Raw genomic sequence first — 20,893 nt, forward strand, 5'->3', positions numbered from 1 at the left:
ACGATTTATTTTCCCAAAGTCTCCGACTCAAACGGCACGACTACGGATCTCAGCATCCGTACCTCCGGCAAACTCTGGACATATCGTATTGCTGTCTTAGCAAAGACATTGGATTTTATCGTGTCCCAATCTGCCAGCTTCACGATCTCCGCTGTGCCGTTTTCAAAATCAAACCGAATCTCACCCCATTCGCCGTCGTTGTCCGCCCGATACAGGTAGACAGCGGCGGCTATTTTTTTGTTCTTTTTGCGGCACTCGGTCTGCTTCAGCGTTACGGTATGAACAAGGCTGCGTTCCAGCAGCTTCAGGCGCAGCTTGTCCAACGTGCGCCGGTAAAACCTCTCCGCGCCGCTGGCTGTTGTTCCCTCAAAATCCACCGCCAAGTCCTCAAAGGTGGACTGCGTAGACAAAGTGCTGACGCGACCGCAGGTCATGCAGATGGCGTTCCGCTTTTCCAGATACCATTGCTCTTTATAGGATAGCTGGTCAAATGCCGCCGCGACCGTCTTTGCCTGAATCCCGTTCCAGAGGATGTCGGCATAGTTCCAGCTATCGTCGCGCGTCACATCCTCGCCAGTTTCCTCGCCGTCCTCGTCCTGCTCCGTTCGATAGAGGGAAACGATACTGCGGTTGCGCCGGGCAATGGTCAGCAGCTCGTCCGCAGAAACGCTTTCGCCCTTATATCCGCTTTGGGCGGCGAACTCAGAAATGACCTCTGCGCGGCTTTTACCCGAATTGTTATATATCGCGCCAATCTGCCGCACACGCCGGTACTCTGCAAGGCTTGCAAAGGAACCGGCTTCGCCCATCATACGGCAGAACAGCAGTCCGTCCCGGATATAGTGTTTCGCGTATTTCAGAAACTCCGTCTCCTGCTCTGGGTCAAACCTCGGCAGACAGTACAGCAGCATTTGCAGGACTTCCAGCTTGTAGTCCAGAAACCGCGCCGGGTCGTAGCGGTCATATCCGTTGCGGGTGAGAAAGCGGTAAATTACACCGTTCAGCCGCTTTTCAAAGTGGTGCAGGAAGAAGGAAAAGTATGCAAGGTCTTTGCGATGGGCCGTTTCGCGTATGTAGTCGTTCAGTTCCATTTTGGGCGGTTCCGGGTCAAGCTGAAAGACATTCTGGACTTCGCGCATGGTCAGATCATCGGCATTATAGAACGGTACTTTTGCCACATAGCCGGTCAAATCCCATGTCCAGTCCACAAACTGCGCTGGTATCATCTCATTACGATTATCCTTCATCTCCGCACCTCCTTCCGCTGTGGGTTTTGATTACTGCTTCCTATTCGCTTTCGCTTCTGCCAACAAAGCCGTCTGCTCCATTTCGGTGGCATAGCTACCCTGCGCATAGTCATTGTCTTGCAGCGCTTTTTCCAGCTTGCTTTTTGCAAGTACTTTCATCACAGCGGCGGTCTGCTCGTCCAGCGTGCCGCGCCCAAGATACTGTGTGATCGTGTTGAACCGCTTTGTATAGATTTTTCGGATGGGATGGTCGGCGGCAAGCTCCCGCTGCTCCCGGCCACGGAGATTTCCAACCTGACGGCAGGTGCGCCCGCGCTTGTCGTTCGGCGCGTAGCCGCTGCAATATTTCGTGTGCCGCGCGTCGGTAGTCAGGAACCATTTCCCGCAGACGGCGCATTTTCTCGGCGCGTGTCCGACGCATAACCCTTCAAAGAGATCGGCGCGGAACATCCCAACGAAGGATACAAAGTGCATCCGCTTGACGAGCTGTGCCTCCGAATTGCCTGGACGGATTGCGGGAACATACTGCACCGTCGCATTGGTCAGCGCCATCCACGAGGGATTGATTTCCTCCAAGGTGGCATTTTCATTGAAAAACTGCCCGAACGCGGCTGCATACCCAACAGGCGTCCGTATTTCGGCGTTCTCTTGCAGAAATTCCGCAAATGCTGTCAAGGTCATTTTGTAGTGCCGCAAAGAATAGCTCAGATGCCCCAGCACCGGAATGACGCGGATCAGGAGTGCCGCCAAAGGCTGTGTGCCCATGACACCGCTGAGCGCCTGCTGCTCCATTGAAAGCTGCAAATACTCGTTCAGCTCGGTAAATGCTTTCTCAGAAAACGCCTGCATGAGATAATCTTCAAACTGATTTCTGTTCAAATGGGAGAACGGCGGGACATCGTGCAGCGCGTGAATGATAGCCTGCCCTGCCTCCTGCGCTTTCGGAAGAAGCTGCATATCGACATTCTTTGCGCTAAAGCCGGTCAGCAGTTGATTCAGGATCATGCACGGCGCGTCCAATCGCGTGATCGTTTCGTCGGAAATGTTCAATACCGCGCAGCCAATCGTGCCGGTTGGCATGACGCTGCCCGCGTAGGTTACGGTATCCTGCCAGAAATCCAGAGATAAAACCTTGTGGCTGATAAGCTCCTGTGCCATGCTGTATCCTCCTGTCACGTTTTTCTATTTTTATTATACCACAAGAATATGAACGTGGAAAGACCTGTCATGTTTTTTGAAATGAACTTGTCATGCCATCCGCCTGTTTTTTGCGAATCCGAACATAAAACAGACAGAGAGGGAAGAAAACTTCCTCTTGAATCTATTTTACGGAGGATACAGCATGAATCTTTTTCAAAACGTCAAGTATGGCGTGAGCTGTCGGGAAGCAGCAGAACGGTACGGGATAGATGCGAACAGGTACGGCAAAGCCCTTTGCCCGTTTCACAATGACCGGCACCCCAGCCTGTATGTGGCCGACGACCATTATTATTGCTTCGCCTGCGGGGAGCGCGGGGATGTGATCGACTTTGTAGGCAGGCTGTTCCAGCTTTCGCCCTATGATGCGGCGCGGAATCTGATGGCAGATTTTCATCTCAGCCCGGACAAGCCGCCCAGTGCAGCGGCGCTCCACGCAAAGCGCATCCGAACAGAAGTACAGCAGCTCAAGGAAAACGAGCGGCTGTGCTTTTCTGTTCTGTCGGATTATGCCCGTGTGCTGAGAGACTGGAAGGTAAGCTATGCACCCAAATTGCCGGAGGAAGCACCGGATGAGCGGTTTGTGGAAGCCTGCCACAGGCTGGACGAGACGGAATATTACTTGGACATTCTTGCCTCCGGCAATTCCTATGAACGCACCGAAGTGATTCAGCAGCAGATGGCGGACGGCAAGCTGGACAGGCTGCGGCAGCGCTTAGAGAAAATTCACGAGGAGGAATTGGAAGATGGATATGACACCGCAAACGTGGCCTGAGTGGTATGACGGCAGGTACATCAACGAGGTGCTGTTCTGCCAGCAGTTTCTGGACAAGCACCCCATGAAATGTGTGCGCGGACGGCTGTTCACGGTTGACGGTCTCATTGAGGACGAAGGGCAGATCGGTAATCTCATTCTGGAGAAAATTTCCGGAGTTCTGACCGCTGGCTTGTCCAAAGTCGTGACAAATCTGCTTGCCAGCATTAAGCTGCAAGCGTATTCGCCGCCGCTGCCCATTGAGACGGACTGCATCCATGTTGCCAACGGAACGTACTTCATGGACGGCAGCTTCACCGCTGACAAGAGCTACTGCAACAACCGGTTGACAGTCGCCTACAACCCTGACGCACCCATTCCTCAAAAGTGGCTGCAATTCCTGTCCGAGCTGCTGCAACCGGAGGACATTCCCACCTTGCAGGAGTTCCTCGGTTACTGCCTGCTGCCAACCACCAAGGGGCAGAAAATGCTCATGCTGATTGGCAAGGGCGGCGAGGGCAAAAGCCGCATCGGGCTGGTCATGCGCTCACTGCTGGGTGACAGCATGAATACCACCAGCATCCAGAAGGTCGAGAGCAATCGGTTCAGCCGCGCGGATTTGGAAAACAAGCTCCTGATGGTGGACGATGATATGGATATGAGCGCCCTGCCCAAGACCAACTATATCAAATCCATCGTCACATCCGAGTGCAAGATGGACATGGAACGCAAGGGTGTCCAAAGCTATCAGAGTCAGCTCTATGTGCGTTTTCTTTGCTTCGGCAACGGTGCGCTGACCGCCCTGCACGACAAGTCCGACGGTTTCTTTCGCCGCCAGATCGTGCTGACCACCAAAGACCGGCCTGCAGGCAGAGCAGATGATCCGTTTCTGGTGGACAAGCTGCTACGCGAAAAAGAGGGTATCTTTCTCTGGTGTCTGGAGGGGCTGCACCGGCTGATCCGGAACAACTATCAGTTCAGCATTTCGGGCAAAGCCAGAGAGAACATGGAGACGGTCAAGCGCAGCAGCAACAATGTGATCGAGTTTCTGCAATCCGAAGGCTATATCCGCTTTCGGGCAGACAGCGAAGCCAGCTCCAAGGTGATCTATGAAGCCTATACGAGATGGTGCGACGATAACGCACAGAAGCCCATGTCTGCCAACCGCGTCAGCTCTGAGCTTGCACAGAATGAGCGGCTTTACAATGTAGAGGCCACCAACAATGTCCATGTCGGCGGTAAGCGGGTGCGGGGCTTTGTGGGCATTGAGGTGGTCAATCCGCTGCCATATTAAAAATGAGAAGCGGACTTCAAAATTGCCGTACACGCCGTACACTCTGTACGGCTGTTTTTGATTCCATTTTCAAAAACTGTTTTTGCTTGTGCGTTCCGTGAAGCAGTTCACGGCAGAGTGTACAATCTGCCGCTGAATCGGCGGCAGGTACGCAAAAACGGCGTGCAGAAGCGTACACAAGTCAGCTTTGCTGTACCGAGCCGTACACCAACGGCTCAATTTTGCAGCATAAAAATCAATGCTTGTGAAAACCGTGAAGATTTTCGCCGCAGGTCGAATGCACTGCACCATTCGGTGATTTACAGAAGCGTGAAGCCGCTGCACTGGACTGTAGCATATCCTGCCGTTCCGTATGTTCTCACACAGAAAGATGAAGCCGGTAGGGTGCTATTACGAACAGGGCATCACAGACAGAAATTTGAGCGGATTTGCAGCACGGCGGATTTTTCACTGCAAAGCGTACACAGTTCACTTACTCAAAAAACAATATCACGAAAATATGGAGGTAAAAAATTGATGAAATCCAATCTGAGAAATGAGATCAAGTCGTATATCGTCCGTCAGGGAATGACCATGCAGGAGGTTGTTGATCTGCTGCGGGACGAACACGGCTGGTCTGACAGCGCTTCTAACCTGTCCAATAAGCTCCAGCGGGAATCCCTGCGCTATGTCGAAGCTGTCCAGCTTGCCGACGCACTGGGCTATGAGATCGTCTGGCAGAAACGAAAATAAGGAAGATTTTTCACATGACGGATATGGAAAAGAAGCTGTTACAGGCGCAGCACCGGTTAGAGGAAGCGCAGGCACGGGATCGGGTCAAGGAGCGCAAAGCGAGAACGCGCAGGCTCATTCAGGAAGGTGCGATTCTGGAAAAGGTGCTGCCGGAGGTGCGGACAATGGAACCGTCTGCGGTGGAAGATTATCTGTTCCGGAGACTGTCAGATAGTGACGGAAATAGGAGCAGAGCCGGTAACTGAGACCCGAAGGGCGCACTTACTCACCACCCCGAAGGGGCGGTGGTACTTGCCGTTGGCAAGCCGTGCGCTCTCCGAGGGGGATTGCGGCTTCTGCGGAAGCCTCCAGACAATGCCACAGCACTTGCATGTGCTGCTGTCATCGTCTGCGCGGTTGGACAAATATCGTCGCTTCGACCGACGCTATTTATCCAACCGCCTGCGCAAACCTGCCACCGGCAGCTTTGACGCAGAGATGGACGGTGCGCTCACACCGTCCATTTTCTCTTTTGCGAAAGAGAAACAGAAAAAGGAAACGAGGTAAAAGAACGATGGCAATATACCATCTGGAGGCAAAAGTAGTTAGCCGGGGCGCAGGGCGCTCCGCTGTGGCCGCCTCCGCTTATCTGAGCTGTTCCCGTCTTTATAATGACTACGACGGGATACAGCATGACTACACAAAAAAACAGGGGCTGGTCTGGCAGCAGGTTTTCTTGCCGGAATACGCCCCGCAGGAATGGAAAGACCGTGAGCAGCTATGGAACGCCGTAGAGGAAGTGGAGACTGCCAAGGACAGCCGGTTGGCACGGGAGTTTGTGGTTGCGCTGCCCATAGAGATGAGCCGTCAGGAGCAGATCGAGTTGCTGCACGAATTTATCCGAGAGCAGTTTGTATCAGACGGGATGTGCGCCGACGCTGCCATTCATGACACGGATGGTCACAATCCTCATGCCCACATTCTGCTGACGGTGCGCCCACTGGATGAACAGGGCAAGTGGCAGTACAAGACCGAGAAGGAATACCTCTGCATGAAAAACGGCGAGGAACAGGGTTTTACCGCCGCTGAGTTTAAGGCGGCGCAAAACGAAGGCTGGGAGAAGCAGTATCCTTACAAGGTTGGCAAAAAGAAGGTGTATATGACGCCGTCTGCTGCCGAGGCGCAGGGGCTTGTCCGGGCTGACAAGCATCCCAAAAGCACCCGCTACGGCAGACAGAACTCCATCTCCGAACGCTGGAACAGTGAGGAACAGCTTGCGGCATGGCGGGCGGCATGGGCTGACGTGTCCAACCGTTATCTGGAACGCTCCGGGCGGGAGGAACGCATTGACCACCGCAGCAATGCCGCACGAGGTATTGACGAAATTCCTACCATCCATGAGGGCGTAACGGCACAGGCGTTGAAGCGCAAGGGAATCATCTCTGACCGCTGCGAGATCAACCGGCAGATACGAGAACAAAACAAGCTCATCCGTGCGATCCGCGACGAGATCACTAAGCTGAAAAACACGATTATGACATCCGTCCCCGCCCTTGCCAAGGCTCTAGAAACAGCCCGCAAGGGCATTTTGCTGCTGCGGTATTCGTGGCTCTACCACACCGGCGCGGCAAAAACGCTGGACGCGCGGATTCAGGAAATTCAGCCGTCTTATGAACGTTTCCTTGAAGTACGCCGATTCCTGCGTGAGAAATCCAGGCAAAAAAAGGCGCTGACCGCCGAGCTGAAAGCACTCAGCCCAACGAGCTTTCTGCGCCGTGGGGACATCAAACGGGAGCTGGCTGCTGTTACCGAGGACATGGGAGAACTGAAATCCGAGCTGTCCATGCTACTTGCAGACTTCGGAAAGACCGACGCAGAGGGTATGAAGGATGTAAAACAGCAGCTTGACGCTATGACCGCCAGCAAAGCAGGACTTGAGACCATTGCGGCAAAAGCCGCAGACAGCATGGATACGGAAATTGAAAAATTCCGCGCATTGCAGGAACAGGCGAAAACCGTTAACACAGCCGAGCTGCACACTGCCCGCATGGAGCTGCGCGGCGAAATGACCGCAGCCGTGCGGGAGAAGATCAAGGACACCTTTGGCAAGAGCTATGACTATGACCGCTTCCGTCAGTCTGACCGGGATGTATCCGAGCTGCTGGGTGAGCCGCATCCGGACGAGCAGCGGTCTGTGCTTCACAAGCTGCACCGGACGCAGGAACAGCCTGCCGCTGAAAAGCAGAACCGCAGCCACAAAAACGAGCAGGAATTATGAGAAAGGAATTGTATATGGAGAAAATCATCAGCATTGAAAAGATCAACCACGCCGTTATGACCGGTACGCCAGAAGAAGTAATCGAGCTTTGCAGGTTCATCCACATTGAAAGCTGTTTTGATTATGTCTGTGACCCGCCCGCTGATTTTCTGGAACAGTGCGAAAAATACTGGTCTGGGCGTCACAGCTTTTGCGGGACAGTCGAGCGCAAGATCGGCAACACATGGTACACCGTCGAAACCGTCTGCGACGGAAATGAGCCACTTACCCAAAAGGTAAAACGGCTCATTTTTTCTGACCGGGAGGTGGCTTGTTAATGACAGCGACACATAACTATGGTAATATAAATATAAGCACACCGATTCTGTCGGCTGACCCGAACGTGAAGGAGGACGTTATGACGGATCAGCAAAAGATTACGATACTCTACTGCCGCCTCAGCAATGAGGATAAATTGGAAGGCGAGTCGAATTCGATACAGAATCAACGCGAGCTTTTAACCAAATACGCACAGGATCATGGCTACACAAACCTGAAAATTCTGGTGGACGACGGTTATACCGGCACGAACTTTCAGCGCCCCGGCGTACAGGAGGGCTTTGAACTGGTAAAGCAGGGATTGGTAGGATGCTGGCTTTGCAAAGACCTATCTCGCTTTGGTCGTGATTATCTGACTGTAGGCCAGTACACTGACATCATCTTCCCCAGCTACGATGTGCGGTTCATTGCCGTCAACGACGGCGTGGACAGCCAGTGCGGGGACGGAGAGGGCTTTGCCGCGATCCGCAACCTGTTCAACGAGTGGTATCCGCGCGATACCTCCAAGAAAGTCCGTATCAGCCTACATCAGCGCGGCACCAGCGGCAAGCATCTCGGCAAGCCGCCCTACGGCTACCGCTGCGACCCGAACGACAAGGACAAGTGGATTCTGGATGAGGAAGCCGCGCCGGTTGTCAAGCGCATCTTTGATCTCTGCATCGACGGCAAAGGCCCGGAGCAGATTTCCCGGATTCTTGAGCGCGATCAGGTTCTCACAACCAAGGCTTTGTATGCCAGCCGCAAGGGAAAACCGCTGCCCAAGAATCCGTATGGATGGAAGGATCAATCCATCGTCGGGATTCTGGAACGGCAGGAATACACCGGCTGCACCTGTAACTTCAAGACCTACTCCAAGTCCTACAAGCTGAAAAAGCGGATTCCCAATGATCCGGAGGATATGTTCATCGTACCGGATACACAGGAGGCAATCGTGTCTCATGCACAATGGGACAGAGTGCAGGAGCTGCGCAAAAATAAGCGCCGCCCCGCGAAAGCGGAACGGCAGGGACTGTTCTCCGGGCTGCTGTATTGTGCAGACTGCGGCGGTAAGCTCCATTTTGCCACCTGCAAGAGCTTTGAGGGCAAGCAGGATCACTACGTCTGCTCCAAATATAAGAGTGGGCGTGGCGATTGTTCGGCGCATTATATCCGCGAGGATGTGCTGCGGGAGCTGGTACTGGAACGGATTCAGGCGGTCAACGAGTACATCCGCGGCGACGTGGAGGGCTTTCAGGAGGAATGGCTGCATTACCGCCGCGCCGATCAGGAACGGGACATCCGGGAAGATCAAAAGCACGTGGAGCAGGCAAGAAAACGCCTTGCCAATCTTGATGTGGTCATGTCCCGGCTCTATGAGGACTATGCTCTTGGTGAGATCAGCAAGGAGAAGTATAAGAAAATGACGGCTGACTATGAAGCGGAGCAGGAACGGTTAAAGCTCGAAATTGAAACGACGGAAGAATGGGTCGAGCAGCGTCAAACAATGGGCGACGATCTGGACGCTTTCATTGCGCTGACAAAAAAGTATGTGGATGTCACGGAGCTGACGCAGACGATCGTCAACGAGTACATCAAGAAGATCATCATTCACGCACCTGATAAGTCTGGCGGCAAGCGCAGACAGAAGGTGGAGATCATCTTCAATTTCGTAGACGAGGTGGAAATTCCCGCACTGGCAGAACCCATGATCGCAGAATCTACCCTTGGACGCAGAAAAACGGCGTGACCTTCACGGTCACACCGTTCTCTGCCCCACCGCAAGACTTATAGTTCCTTACGACTGTTAAGCCTTCATTTCTTTGGCTTTTCCTATCGGGCAAACGATGCAGATTTTCTTCTCCTCATCCACATCGACGATCAGCACCTCCTCCCCGACAGGAATATTCTCTTCCACCCACGGGGCCGGTTTGGCGCTGTAAGTCACTTTGCTGCCCACAGCGCTGAGCACCGTGATGGTTCCGACAAAATCCTTGCGCACCTCCAGTTTGACGGTGCCCTCCTTCCACCGCTGGGCCATAATGCCCTGGGCGTAGGAGCGGTTGCGTTTAAGCGGCGCGATGATATACTTGCCGATGGCCCAGCCGCCCGCAATCCCGGCCGCAAGGCCGATGAGCGCGGTGACAAGGCCCGGCAGGTGAAACAGCAGGCAGAGCCTGCCCACCGCGCCGAAGACCACCACCGAGAAAGAAATCGACATCAGATTGACGGAAACCGGGCCGTCGAAGCCCACATCGCCGTCAAAATCCACGTCCAAATCCAGCGCGCCGCCCACGGCGCCGACGATTACATCAAAGACGGGAATGGCCAGCCCAGCCACAATGCACAGGATGTAAACAAGCCCCAGATTCATACGATCTCCTCCCTTCCTGGCAGGTGATTCTTGTCCCTATCATACCGCAAAACTTTGAAAACCACAAGATTCGCCGCCCCCCTCCCCTATCCTTCTGATAGATTTTGTAGATTGCTCCAAAAAAGTTCACACTTTGTTAACGAATGTCCCCACAGAAATGGTGTATATTCTATATTAGCACTCTAAGCACTTGACTGCTAAAAATATAGAACAAAGGGGCGACAGGACTTATGGCAAAAAAACAATTCAAGGCGGAGTCGAAACGCCTGCTGGAACTGATGATTCATTCCATTTACACCAACCGGGAAATCTTCCTGCGGGAGCTCATCTCCAACGCCAGCGACGCCATCGACAAGCTGTGCTATCTCTCCCTGACCGACGACAAGGTGGGGCTCGGCCGCGGCGACTTTGCCATCACCATCACACAGGACAAGGATGCGGGGACTCTCACCGTCTCCGACAACGGCATCGGCATGGACAAACAGGCCTTAGAGGAAAACCTGGGCGTCATCGCCAAGAGCGGCTCCCTCCAATTTAAAGAGAATCTGGAAAAGGGCGAGGAAAAATCCGACGACATTGACATTATCGGCCAGTTCGGCGTGGGTTTCTATTCGGCTTTCATGGTCAGCGACACCGTCACCGTCATCAGCCGGGCCTATGGCTCGGACACCGCTTATAAGTGGGTATCCTCCGGCGCGGACGGCTACACCATCACCGAGTGCGAGAAGGACACGGTGGGCACCGACATCATCATGAAACTCAAAGCCGACACCGAGGACGAGCACTACTCCCAGTATCTGGAGGAGTGGCCGCTGCGGGAGCTCATTAAAAAGTACTCCAACTACATCCGCTACCCCATCCAGATGATGGTCACTAAGAGCCGCCCCATCGAGAAGAAAGAGGTAGACGACGAGAACAAGGCCCCGGAGTACGAGAGCTATCAAGAGTTGGAGACCATCAATGATAGGGTGCCCATTTGGCACAAGAAAAAAAGCGAAGTCTCCGACGAAGATTACAACCAGTTCTACAAAGAGCATTTCTTCGACTTCACCGACCCCGCCAAGGTCATCCACATCAGCACCGAGGGCGTAGTGTCCTACGAGGCACTGCTCTTTATCCCCTCCCATCTGCCCAGGGATTACTTTACCAAAGACTATGAGCGGGGACTCCAGCTGTATTCCAGCGGCGTGCTCATCATGGACAAATGCGCCGATCTGATTCCCGAGCATTTCCGCTTTGTCCGCGGCGTGGTGGACTCCCAGGACCTGTCGCTGAACATTTCCCGCGAGATGCTCCAGCAAGACCGCCAGCTCCAGGTCATCGCGTCCAGCATTGAAAAAAAGGTCAAGCGGGAGCTTGTCAAAATGCTGGAGAACGAGCGGGAGCAGTATGAAGCATTCTTCAAAAACTTCGGCATCCAGCTTAAATACGGCGTGGTGGGCGATTACGGCGCCCACAAGGATGCCCTCAAGGACCTGCTCCTTTTCTACTCCTCCACCGAGGAAAAGCTCTGCACCCTGGCCGAATATGTCTCCCGGATGAAGGAGGACCAGAAATACATTTACTACGCCTGTGGCGAGACCGTTGCCAAGGTGGACCGGCTTCCCCAGACCGAGGCCATCAAAGCCAAGGGGTATGAGGTGCTCTACCTGACCGACGAGGTGGACGACTTCGTCATGCAGATGCTCCACGATGTGGACGGCAAGGAAATTAAATCGGTAGCTAGCGACGACATCGTCGACGAAAGCGAAAAGAAGGCCGCCGAAGATCAAACCAAGGAGAACAAGGAGCTTTTAGACTTTGTGAAGGAAAGCTTGGACGGCAAGATTAAAGAGGCCAGGGTTTCCGCAAAGCCGGGCAGCCACGCGGTGTGCCTGTCCAGCGACGGCGGCGTCACCCTGGAGATGGAGAAATACTTCTCCATGATGAAGGGGGAGGAAGGCGTCAAGGCCGAGCGCATTTTGGAGTTGAGCGCTTCCCATCCCATGTTTGCCGCCCTCAAATCGGCCTATGACAGCGGCGACAAGGAGCTGGCCGGGAAACTGAGCCAGGTGCTCTTTAGCCAAGCCCAACTCATCGCGGGCTTCTCCTTGGAGGACCCCACCGCCTATGCCGACCTGGTATGCGAACTGCTCTCCAAATAAATAACCTTCCATGCATCCATGAGAAAGCGCCCCTGCCTTAGGGCAGGGGCGCTTTTCCGCCTTCCGATGGCACAGATGCCGTTCCCACATCCGTAATTGCCCAATGTTCGTCCTTTACACCGCCTGAGCCAAGTCCATCCGGCCTTCGCGGGCGTCATTTGGGCACCGATGTACCGATATCGGTTAGGATTGCCTTGGCCTCGTCGTACGGGGCCGAATAGCGCTGGGAAAGATAGCGCTGGCTGGCTGCCAGCTCGCCATCCGGACCGCCGAACTGGGTGATAATCACCTTAGCCATGGCCGCATTCGGCCTTGCGATCTTTACCGGATACTGTAATTTCTTATCATAAGTCCACATATACGCTACGCCTCCTCGTCAAGTTCCCAGGGCCATGGGCCATCCACCCAATTCCAGCGGTTGCCGCCGGCAAAATCGGTGTGGCTGAGGGGGCCGTATTTTTTGACGTACATGTCTTTGGCTTCCCTTTCCATGTCCAGGTATTTCTTATAGCAGTCCAGCGCTTCCTGATGGTCGGGGTTGTTGTCTAAAAACAGGGCGATTTCCTGCAGGACAAAACCGCAGATCCGCACCCGGTTGAGCAATACTTTTCTGTCATCCACGAGGCAGCGCCTCCTCTCCGATGAAGGGGAGATCCAAGTCGCGGAAGATGGTGCCTCGATTGAAGCCCACCTCTGGCTCATACAGGTTTCCCCATGGCTGCATCGGCACATATGCCATTGCCAAGGCTACATTCTCGCAGAAAATGGGATCCTGCGGCTGCCTTGCTCCATGATTCATGTCTACCAAAGTAAACCCTCCATTTGCACTCATTTGATAGCGCCGCCAAATGACGGACGTTATATCGGTTTGCAAAAGATTGCCCCGGCCCTTGCGGGCAGGGAGTTGTGACCGGACGGTTTGACCGCCCTGTTACACTCTATGAAGGTCCAACCAGGGGCGTTCAGCGGGCTTTGTCCCGCTTTTTCCACTTTGTCCTATTTCCCGGTCCTTTCGTTTTCCTCCCCTTCCCCTTTCGTCCATGGAACGGAGAAAAAAATTTTTTCTCTTTGAAGGCCAAAAGCGCCGTCCCCAAAAAACGGGGACGGCGCTTTTGCCTGCACTGGGTTATTCCGCCACATTCACATGGATACTGCCGCTGTCCACCCGAATGATCAGATCGTTGGCGGCGCCTGTATCAAAGGTCAGGCCATCCTGCTGCTTTTTATTAAAATAGATGCTGCCCAAGTCGCTGTGAATGTTATAGTTGTAGTCGTTTTTCTTAAGCGTCGTGGCCACGTCCACATTGCCCAAGTCCGCGTGAATCTCGGTGTGGCCCCGCAGGGTGCCGCTGAGATGGACAGCCCCGCTGTCCGCTTCGATTTTGATGCCGTCGGACTCCAGGTTGGCGATGGACACCTCGCCCAGACTGCTGGAAATATCGGAGCTGGTGATCACGCTGTCCTGCAAGTCCAGCCGCCCCAGATCGCCTTCAAAGGTAAGCTGTCCGGCTTTAACGCCCTTGAGGGAGGTAGAGCCCAGGTCGCTGTCAATGTCGACCACATCGGCCGTCAAGTTTTCCGCCTTGATTTCGCCGCTGCTGTGCTCGATTTTGATGATGTTGGCCTGAATGTTTTGGTAGCTTCCCGCGCCCAGGTCCAGGTCGAATTCCACCTCATCGGCTTCAAGGTCGTTCACATGGAGCTCCCCCAAATCATTGGAAATCTTCACCGTCCGGAATTTGGTGTCCTTGGGGTAGTAGATTTTCAGGTAGTTTTCTTGGCGGTTGACCATACCGAAGAGGTTCATATTAAAGCCCGCCCGGTTCTCCGTCCTGATGGTGAGAACGCCAAGTTCGGTGGAGACCGTCAGCTTGCTGTCGGCGCGGTTGATCTGATACTCATAGCCAAAGTGATCGGAGGGGATCAGGGTAATGTTGCTGATGCCCACCTTCACATCGATGTTATGAAACGCATCCAATGTTTGGCTGTCTTTAAAGACCTCGCCCTTTCCGGTGTCCTTGACCTGCATCTCGCTGACACGGAGACCGCCTTTTCCCAGCGTGATCGAGGTTCTGGCCCCTACCATGATGGAAAATCCTGCAACAATCAGCCCCATAAATACAAGGGCGCCGCCTACGATGAGCATCCATTTGCTGGTCTTTTTCATTGTACACTACCTCCCTTCCTCGTCAGTCTGCGAAAGACGTCCGAAACCCAACGGCAGGTGACAAGCACCAAGGCTTTCACCGGCACAAACAGCAACAGCCCCAAGCCCGCCGCCACAAATCCCAGGCCCAGTGTCATGGTCCCGGTGGGCAGGTGGAAAAACATGACGATGATACTGCCCATGCAATAAAGTCCGCCTGCCAGGATGAGAACCACGGGAATCGCGGCCAGACCCAGCAAAACGGCGAAGAGGGCGGCTAAAAGCGCGAACCCGATGGGCCCTAAAAAAATCCAAAGAATGATTTTCACCGCCAGCGGCATCCCTCTTCTTTCCGGGGCAGGGGGTGGTGTCATGCCGTTTTTGAGATAATAGTCATTGACGATTTCCTCGCCCAGCCGCTCCGGGGACCCCAGCTCTTCGAGCACCTTCTGTTCGTTTTCCATCCCCGCGTCTGCGAAGTAATCCCTATAATAGGAAAGGGCGCTCTCCCTCTCCGCCACCGGCAGACGTTCTAACTGTGCGTCCAGCCGCCTTAAGAAGTCACTTGCATTCATGTTCTTTTCCTCCACTCAAAACCAAATCAACTTTGTTCTTGTATTCTGTCCAATCCATCCGATAATGTTCCAGCCGTTCCAAGCCCGTAGGGGTGATCTGATAGTATCGCCGGTTCCTTCCTTGGCAGGGCATATCGTAGGTGGACAGGCACTCCTCTTTTTGCAGCCGCCGCAGCACCGGATATAGGGTGGATTCCGATATCTCGATGACACTGCGGATGTTCTGTGTCAGGATGTAGCCATAGGTGTCTTCCCTCTCCAGCAGCGCTAAAACGCACGCTTCCAGCAGGGAGGCGCCCAATTGAAACGCCATGCTCTCACCTCTATCCTTTCGTGTTAACAATATTATATTCTATATAATATAGATTGTCAACATATATTATGAATTTTAAACTCACTTTTTAATTGGCTGGTTCTCTTGCTCTCTTAGTTGCCCGTACAAAGCCCACAGCGCAGGGGCATGAGTTCCCCTATCCTCCCCCAAAAACAACAAGGGAGGCACAGCCTCAGCTGTGTCTCCCTTTCTTTCCACTATTCCCCTGTGCTCACCGTGGAAACGGTGAATTTATTCCGGTCCCCGCGGTACCGGGCCACGGAATATTCCACCGGCCGGTCAAAGCAATTATAACCCACGGTGCGAAACTGCAAAATGGCGTGGCCCCGCTTGATGCGCAGATGTCGCGATTCAAAGGGGCCGGCGTTGATGGCCTCGATGGTCCGCTTGGCCCGGACTACGGCCGTCTGCGGGTCCTGGCTCGTAAACTCGGTGAGCGAGCGCACCGACATGTCCATCTTGAGGATGGAGGCGCACAGCTCATAATGGAGGTAGGTGTCCACAATGACGATAGGGTCGGCGCCCGCATAACGCAGGCGGGACAGCTTAATGACCTTGCTGTCCTCGGTGGTTTCCAAGGCTTTGATGATGCTTTCGGTGGGATTGATCACCGCGAACTCCAGCACTTCGGTCCGGGGCTCCAGCCCCACCCGGGTCATCTGGGAGCGGAAATTGTCCAGCTTATAGACAAACTCCTGGGAAATTTTCGGCTTAGAGACAAAGGTTCCCTTGCTCTTGAGGCGGCAGAGATACCCCTCGTTGACCAGCTCCAGGATGGCCTGCCGCACGGTGGAGCGGCTGACCTTGTACATCTGAGAAAATTCCACCTCGGTGGGAATCAAATCCCCGGTCTGGAGATTCCCGGAAAGAATTTCATTGAGGATGATCTCCTTAATCTGAAAATAGAGGGGGACCGGACTTGTTTTGTCGATGTGGTGTCTTAAAAAGTCTATCAAAACCATCCCTCCGTCCGCTGTAGTTTGAACACAGTCATCCATGTTAGACAACCGGCTTCCCCATATAGACAAGTCGTTTAAAAAATCTAGTCGATGTGTCGTTAAAACAATTATAACACTTGTATAAATTCACTGTCAAATTGTTCTCTCTTCTTAATTTTGACCATACAAAATCCCAACGAAATCTCGTTGGGATTTTTAGGCTAAAAGATGCTGCGCAGAAATTCCCGGGTCCGGACTTCCTGGGGGTTGCCGAAAATCTGCTCGGGCGTGCCGCTTTCCAAAATTTCTCCATCGTGCATGAAGAGCACTTTGTTGGCCACCTCCCGGGCGAAGGCCATCTCGTGGGTAACCACAATCATGGTCATGTGCTCCTGGGCCAGCTGCTTCATGACCGCCAGCACCTCGCCGGTCAGCTCCGGGTCCAATGCCGAGGTGGGCTCGTCAAAGAGGATAATTTCCGGCTTCATCATCAGCGACCGGGCGATCTCCACCCGCTGCTTTTGCCCGCCGGACAGCTTGGAGGGATAAGCGTCTATCTTGTCGGCCAGCCCCACCTTGTCGAGGAGCTTGATGCACTCTTCGAGCGCCTCCCCCTTGGGCATCTTTTTGACGGTCATGGCCGGCATCATCAGGTTTTGGCGCACGGTCATGTGGGGGAAGAGATTGAAGGACTGGAACACCATTCCCATCTTTGCCGTAATTTTTTTGACCTCGGCGGGCGGGACATAGCGGCCGTCCTCGATCATGGGCTCCCCGTCCACCGTGACGGTGCCGCCGTCGATCTGCTCGAGGTTGATCAGGCAGCGCAGAATGGTGCTCTTGCCCGAGCCGCTGGAGCCGATGATGGCCACCACGTCGCCCCGTTCCACCGTAAAGCTGATGTTTTTAAGGACCTCTAGTTTTCCAAAGGACTTTTTGAGTCCCTGTATTTCAATCATAGCCATGGATGACAAATTCCTTTCCATCGTTTGGTACGTCGCTCTTCCCTATTTGAAGCTGAATTTCTTTTCCACTTTGCGGAAGAAGAAGGTCAGCAGCAGCACCATCAGCAGGTAAATAATCGCCGCCAAAATAAAGGGAACCGTGGTCATTTCCCGGCTGACAGCCAGCTTTGCGTAGTGGAGGACTTCCGGCACCGACACGGCGTAGAGTAAGGAGGTGTCCTTGACCAGCGTAATGGACTCGTTGGCCAAAGAGGGCAACGCCACCCGGATCATCTGGGGCAGGATCACCTTGAGGGTGGTCTGGGCCTTGCTCAGCCCCAGCACCTTGCAAGCCTCATACTGGCCCTTGTCAATAGCGAGCAGGCCGCCGCGATAGATCTCGGCAAAATAGGCTGCGTAGTTGAGCACAAAGCCGATGCATGCCGCTGTAAAACGGCCGAATTTGAGATAGGGACCGATGACCGGCAAAATCGGCAGGCCGAAGTAGATGAAGAACAGCTGTAACAGCAGCGGCGTGCCCCGCATCAGGTTGATGTAGGCGTTACCAATCAGACGGACCACCCGAAACCGGCTGCGCACCATGGCGGTGAAGACGAAGCCCAGGGGCAACGACAGCAAAATGACGATCAAAAACAACAAAATGGTGGTCTGCGCCCCCATGAGCAGCGGCTGGGTCAGCTTCCATATGTGTTCTAAATTCAAACGATTCCCCTCCTGCGGGCACTTTTCTCCTCTGTGCCCTTTTTTCTCGCTGTTTTGCTAGTAAAGCTCAACAATACCGTGCTAAACAGCAAAAGCTACTGGCAATATCATACCATAAATGACAAAAAAACAAAACCGGTTTTGCATAAAAACCGGTTTTGTTTTTTACAATATGCACATTCTCAAAAGAAAGTTGTTATTTGAGTACGATGTCCTTGCCGAACCATTTGCTGGAGATCTCTGCGGCTGTGCCGTCCTCCACCAATTCGTCAAAGGCGTCCTGGACCTTCTGGGCGAATTCGGTATTGCCCTTTTTAAAGCCGACAGCGTACTGCTCTTTTTTCAGGGATTCCTCGATAATGGTGAAGTTATCCGGTTCCTTCTCCACATAGTAGCGGGCGACGACCTCGTCGATGACGACGGCGTCGATTCTGCCGATCTTCAGATCGTTGAGGGCGGAGACATAGTCGGCCATGGAGACGACCTCAGCCACCTCGTCTTTGATGGGGTCGTCGTTGAGGGCTTCCTCACCGGAGGAATCGGTCTGGACCGCCACAATTTTGCCGGCCAGATCGCTCTTTGTTTTGATAGCGGAATCTTTCGCCACCACGATGAACTGGTTGTTGGCCATGTAGGGACGCAGCAGGAGCATATTCTCCTGGCGCTCCTCGGTGATGGTCATGCCGTTCCAGATGCAGTCGATGTTGCCGTTGTTGAGCTCCATGTCCTTGGCGGACCACTCGATGGGCTGCAATTTGAGCTCCAATCCCAGCTTCTCAGCTACGGCTCTCGCCATGTCGATGTCGAAGCCGACGATCTCGTTGTCCTCGCTCATGAAGCCCATGGGCGGGAAGGATACATCCAGGCCGACGATGAAGTCGGTCTTCTCTCCGCCCGCGGGGGTGGAGGCGCTGCTGGAATCGCTCTGGGACTGGGAGCCGCTCTGAGAGGAACTCTCCTCCTTGGCGGCGCAGCCGGCAAATACAGTGGCGCAAAGAACCAGCGCCATCAAAAGTGCAAGTAATTTTTTCATTTTCTTTTCCCCTTCCATCTCGAAGTTTCTCTCCGAGCCTATGGGAACATTATACGCTTCACCGTAGTAAAATGCTACCTCGTCAATTTGTCATTATCCACGATTTTCCGAGATTAATTCTGCCTTTCTCGTTTTTTCTCCGGTTCTCGCAGGATTTCGCATACCAGCACAAAATAAAAAGGAACGCGGATGCGTTCCTTTTTCAGTACAAATTAGAAATATTGAGCAGGGTTCATATACCGCCCGTTGACACGGATTTCAAAGTGGAGATGCCGTCCGTAGGCGTTGCCGGTCTGGCCGACCTGGCCGATGACGTCGCCCTGGTTGACGCGCTGTCCCGCTGTGACATACAGGGCGTTACAATGGGCGTAGAGGGTATAGACGCCGTTGCCGTGGTTAATCAGGATATGGCGGCCGTAGCCGGAAGACTGGTTCTTGGCGTAGACGACGGTTCCTGACATACTGGCATATACCGGGCCGTTGCCGGTGCCCGCGATATCGATGGCGTAGTGTCCCGCGTAGCCGCCGTAGCCGCAGCTGATATATCCGCCGGCCGCCGGCCACAAAAAGCCGCTGATGCCCGCCGAACCGGAGCTCTTGCCGTAGGAGGTCAGGTTGCTGGCGCTGCCCACGACCACCTTCTCCGTCACCGGTTCCTTGATGGTGGTGGACGCCAGAATCACCCGCTCGGTTTCCACGCCGTCGACATAAGTGATGTCGGCGGTGACTTCCGCCACGCCGTTCTGGCCCTTGGTCTTCACTTCGGAGTAACCCTTATAGTAGCGGTTATCCGTGGTCTTCTCCGTCTGATAGGGGATATCCTCGGTATAGGTTTCCGTGCGGGTCACCTGGACGCCGAGGAAAGGTTCGGAGCGGGAAATGAGCACTTCCTGGCCGATGAGGAGGGAATCCTCAATCCCCGGATTCATCCGGGTTAGTTCTGTCAGGGAGAGGTCATTCTTTTCGGCGATGCCCCAGGGGTCGTCGCCGGAAACCACGGTATAAACCTTTTCACCCTCCACTTCGGAGGTGAGGACTGTTTCGATACTGGACAGGTCTACAATACTCGACTCGGGATACAGGCCCTGTTTGACCTGTACGTCGCGAATAAAATCCACCTGCTCGTTTTCGGAGCCGGTGCGGTACTGGGCCAGCATGCCGTCGAGGACATTCTCCAGCTCATCGCCGTTTTTGGTCGCGCCCATGAATTTGTTGTCGATATAAAGGCCTGTCGCCTCATTAATCACACTGCCGGAAGCACGGATGATATTGTCGCACATCTTATCCACAGACAAAAGCTGTGCGGGTTCCACCACTTCCAGTGTGAAGCTGGGGGTCGTATTGACTGGTTTCTGGTTTTCCTCATAGACAATACGTCCCTGCATCATCTTCTCTGCTTGATCAAAGGCATCCTCGTTCTCGATGTAACCCATGTTTACACCCTGGTATTCCACGCTGATGGCGTAGTCCAGATTGGCGAAATAAGAGACGGTGTACACTAACAGGAATGCCGCGCAGATCGGCGCCGCGTAGTTTAAAAATCCCTTGATTAAATGCAGGTTGGCTCTGATGCCGCCAAAGAGCACGTAGAAGAATTCTCCTACCGCGCCAATCAGCCCCTTGTTCCGGTAAGCGCCGGACACACGGTTTTTGATCAGGACACAGGAGGCCGCCACCTTCTTAAATGGGAAGGTAAAGTTTCGCCAGAGTCTCTTGGCGCGGGCCTTGGAATTGTCTTTAAAGCCCACAAAGAAATCTCTCACCGCGAAGACCGCCCGTAGGAAGCCCTCGTGATAACGGCTCTTCAGCCGCCGAAGCAGCCGGAAGAACTGACAGCCAACAACATAGGACAGTTTATACAAATTTTGAAAAAGTGTCGAAAATAATGCAGATAATACCGAAGCTGT

The 20,893-nt window shown here is 53.8% G+C and carries 22 protein-coding genes and 1 pseudogene; 9 read left to right on the top strand and 14 right to left on the bottom strand.

All coding sequences use genetic code 11. From position 1 onward, the window contains the following. Positions 1-5: 5 nt before the first annotated feature. Positions 6-1,247 (bottom strand): hypothetical protein, encoded by a 1,242-nt coding sequence (locus H8709_RS04230; protein WP_262397126.1) that lies wholly within the window; start codon positions 1,245-1,247, stop codon positions 6-8. A 30-nt stretch (positions 1,248-1,277) separates the two neighbouring features. Then, positions 1,278-2,405, bottom strand: coding sequence for a DUF6076 domain-containing protein (locus H8709_RS04235; RefSeq protein WP_262397127.1), 1,128 nt, complete (start codon positions 2,403-2,405; stop codon positions 1,278-1,280). A 184-nt stretch (positions 2,406-2,589) separates the two neighbouring features. Here H8709_RS04235 and H8709_RS04240 point away from each other — a divergent pair, with 184 nt between their 5' ends. The 8 genes from H8709_RS04240 (at position 2,590) to H8709_RS04275 (ending at position 9,525) form a co-directional block, all read left to right on the top strand. Beyond that, entirely contained in the window at positions 2,590-3,219 is a 630-nt protein-coding gene (locus H8709_RS04240) for a CHC2 zinc finger domain-containing protein (protein ID WP_262397128.1), read from the top strand. Continuing rightward, positions 3,191-4,492, top strand: coding sequence for a DNA primase family protein (locus H8709_RS04245; protein WP_262397129.1), 1,302 nt, complete (start codon positions 3,191-3,193; stop codon positions 4,490-4,492). The genes H8709_RS04240 and H8709_RS04245 overlap by 29 nt, the downstream gene beginning before the upstream one ends. A 516-nt stretch (positions 4,493-5,008) precedes the next feature. Then, complete coding sequence (locus H8709_RS04250) at positions 5,009-5,224, top strand: DUF6471 domain-containing protein (RefSeq protein WP_262397130.1); 216 nt, start codon at positions 5,009-5,011, stop codon at positions 5,222-5,224. Between the two features lie 14 nt (positions 5,225-5,238). Beyond that, positions 5,239-5,469, top strand: a complete 231-nt coding sequence (locus tag H8709_RS04255; protein ID WP_262397131.1) for a DUF3847 domain-containing protein — start codon at positions 5,239-5,241, stop codon at positions 5,467-5,469. A gap of 109 nt (positions 5,470-5,578) precedes the next feature. Then, entirely contained in the window at positions 5,579-5,770 is a 192-nt protein-coding gene (locus H8709_RS04260) for a hypothetical protein (protein WP_262397132.1), read from the top strand. Positions 5,771-5,777: 7 nt separating this feature from the next. Next, a complete protein-coding gene (gene mobQ, locus H8709_RS04265) occupies positions 5,778-7,481 on the top strand; it encodes a MobQ family relaxase (protein ID WP_262397133.1) in 1,704 nt (567 codons plus the stop codon). Then, on the top strand, positions 7,478-7,798 hold the full coding sequence (locus H8709_RS04270) for a hypothetical protein (protein ID WP_235396386.1): 321 nt from the start codon (positions 7,478-7,480) through the stop codon (positions 7,796-7,798). Before mobQ ends, H8709_RS04270 begins: the two co-directional genes overlap by 4 nt. Before the next feature lie 80 nt (positions 7,799-7,878). Beyond that, the gene (locus H8709_RS04275; RefSeq protein WP_262397134.1) at positions 7,879-9,525 is read left to right on the top strand and encodes a recombinase family protein; all 1,647 of its coding nucleotides are present in this window, start codon (positions 7,879-7,881) and stop codon (positions 9,523-9,525) included. 57 nt (positions 9,526-9,582) lie between these two features. Here H8709_RS04275 and H8709_RS04280 read toward each other — a convergent pair whose 3' ends face one another. Next, entirely contained in the window at positions 9,583-10,149 is a 567-nt protein-coding gene (locus tag H8709_RS04280) for a hypothetical protein (RefSeq protein WP_262397135.1), read from the bottom strand. 230 nt (positions 10,150-10,379) lie between these two features. Between H8709_RS04280 and htpG the strand changes: the two genes are divergently transcribed. Continuing rightward, on the top strand, positions 10,380-12,293 hold the full coding sequence (gene htpG, locus H8709_RS04285; RefSeq protein WP_262397136.1) for a molecular chaperone HtpG: 1,914 nt from the start codon (positions 10,380-10,382) through the stop codon (positions 12,291-12,293). Positions 12,294-12,462: 169 nt separating this feature from the next. On the opposite strand, the pseudogene H8709_RS04290 reads toward htpG, so the two are convergent. From H8709_RS04290 to H8709_RS04340, 11 genes and pseudogenes are all read right to left on the bottom strand, one after another. Next, positions 12,463-12,651, bottom strand: a pseudogene (locus H8709_RS04290) (manganese catalase family protein); the annotation flags it as partial. A gap of 5 nt (positions 12,652-12,656) precedes the next feature. Beyond that, on the bottom strand, positions 12,657-12,914 hold the full coding sequence (locus H8709_RS04295) for a spore coat protein CotJB (protein ID WP_262397137.1): 258 nt from the start codon (positions 12,912-12,914) through the stop codon (positions 12,657-12,659). Beyond that, positions 12,907-13,125 carry a spore coat associated protein CotJA gene (locus H8709_RS11825; RefSeq protein ID WP_316248743.1) on the bottom strand — a complete coding sequence of 73 codons (219 nt, stop codon included), beginning with the start codon at positions 13,123-13,125 and terminating at the stop codon, positions 12,907-12,909. The genes H8709_RS04295 and H8709_RS11825 overlap by 8 nt, the downstream gene beginning before the upstream one ends. Before the next feature lie 294 nt (positions 13,126-13,419). Beyond that, positions 13,420-14,460 (bottom strand): DUF4097 domain-containing protein, encoded by a 1,041-nt coding sequence (locus H8709_RS04305; RefSeq protein WP_262397138.1) that lies wholly within the window; start codon positions 14,458-14,460, stop codon positions 13,420-13,422. Then, positions 14,457-15,014, bottom strand: a complete 558-nt coding sequence (locus tag H8709_RS04310; protein WP_262397139.1) for a DUF1700 domain-containing protein — start codon at positions 15,012-15,014, stop codon at positions 14,457-14,459. The genes H8709_RS04305 and H8709_RS04310 overlap by 4 nt, the downstream gene beginning before the upstream one ends. Next, positions 15,001-15,327, bottom strand: a complete 327-nt coding sequence (locus H8709_RS04315; RefSeq protein ID WP_262397140.1) for a PadR family transcriptional regulator — start codon at positions 15,325-15,327, stop codon at positions 15,001-15,003. The genes H8709_RS04310 and H8709_RS04315 overlap by 14 nt, the downstream gene beginning before the upstream one ends. A 218-nt stretch (positions 15,328-15,545) precedes the next feature. After that, on the bottom strand, positions 15,546-16,304 hold the full coding sequence (locus tag H8709_RS04320; protein ID WP_262397141.1) for a GntR family transcriptional regulator: 759 nt from the start codon (positions 16,302-16,304) through the stop codon (positions 15,546-15,548). A 203-nt stretch (positions 16,305-16,507) separates the two neighbouring features. Next, complete coding sequence (locus H8709_RS04325; RefSeq protein WP_316248744.1) at positions 16,508-17,251, bottom strand: amino acid ABC transporter ATP-binding protein; 744 nt, start codon at positions 17,249-17,251, stop codon at positions 16,508-16,510. 42 nt (positions 17,252-17,293) lie between these two features. Further along, a complete protein-coding gene (locus H8709_RS04330) occupies positions 17,294-17,953 on the bottom strand; it encodes an amino acid ABC transporter permease (RefSeq protein ID WP_262397142.1) in 660 nt (219 codons plus the stop codon). A 196-nt stretch (positions 17,954-18,149) separates the two neighbouring features. Then, entirely contained in the window at positions 18,150-18,986 is an 837-nt protein-coding gene (locus tag H8709_RS04335) for an amino acid ABC transporter substrate-binding protein (protein ID WP_262397143.1), read from the bottom strand. Positions 18,987-19,198: 212 nt separating this feature from the next. Continuing rightward, positions 19,199-20,749, bottom strand: a complete 1,551-nt coding sequence (locus tag H8709_RS04340; RefSeq protein WP_262397144.1) for a LysM peptidoglycan-binding domain-containing M23 family metallopeptidase — start codon at positions 20,747-20,749, stop codon at positions 19,199-19,201. Between the last annotated feature and the right edge of the window lie 144 nt (positions 20,750-20,893).

The organism is Zongyangia hominis (genome assembly GCF_014385095.1).
Taxonomy (GTDB): domain Bacteria; phylum Bacillota; class Clostridia; order Oscillospirales; family Ruminococcaceae; genus Zongyangia; species Zongyangia hominis.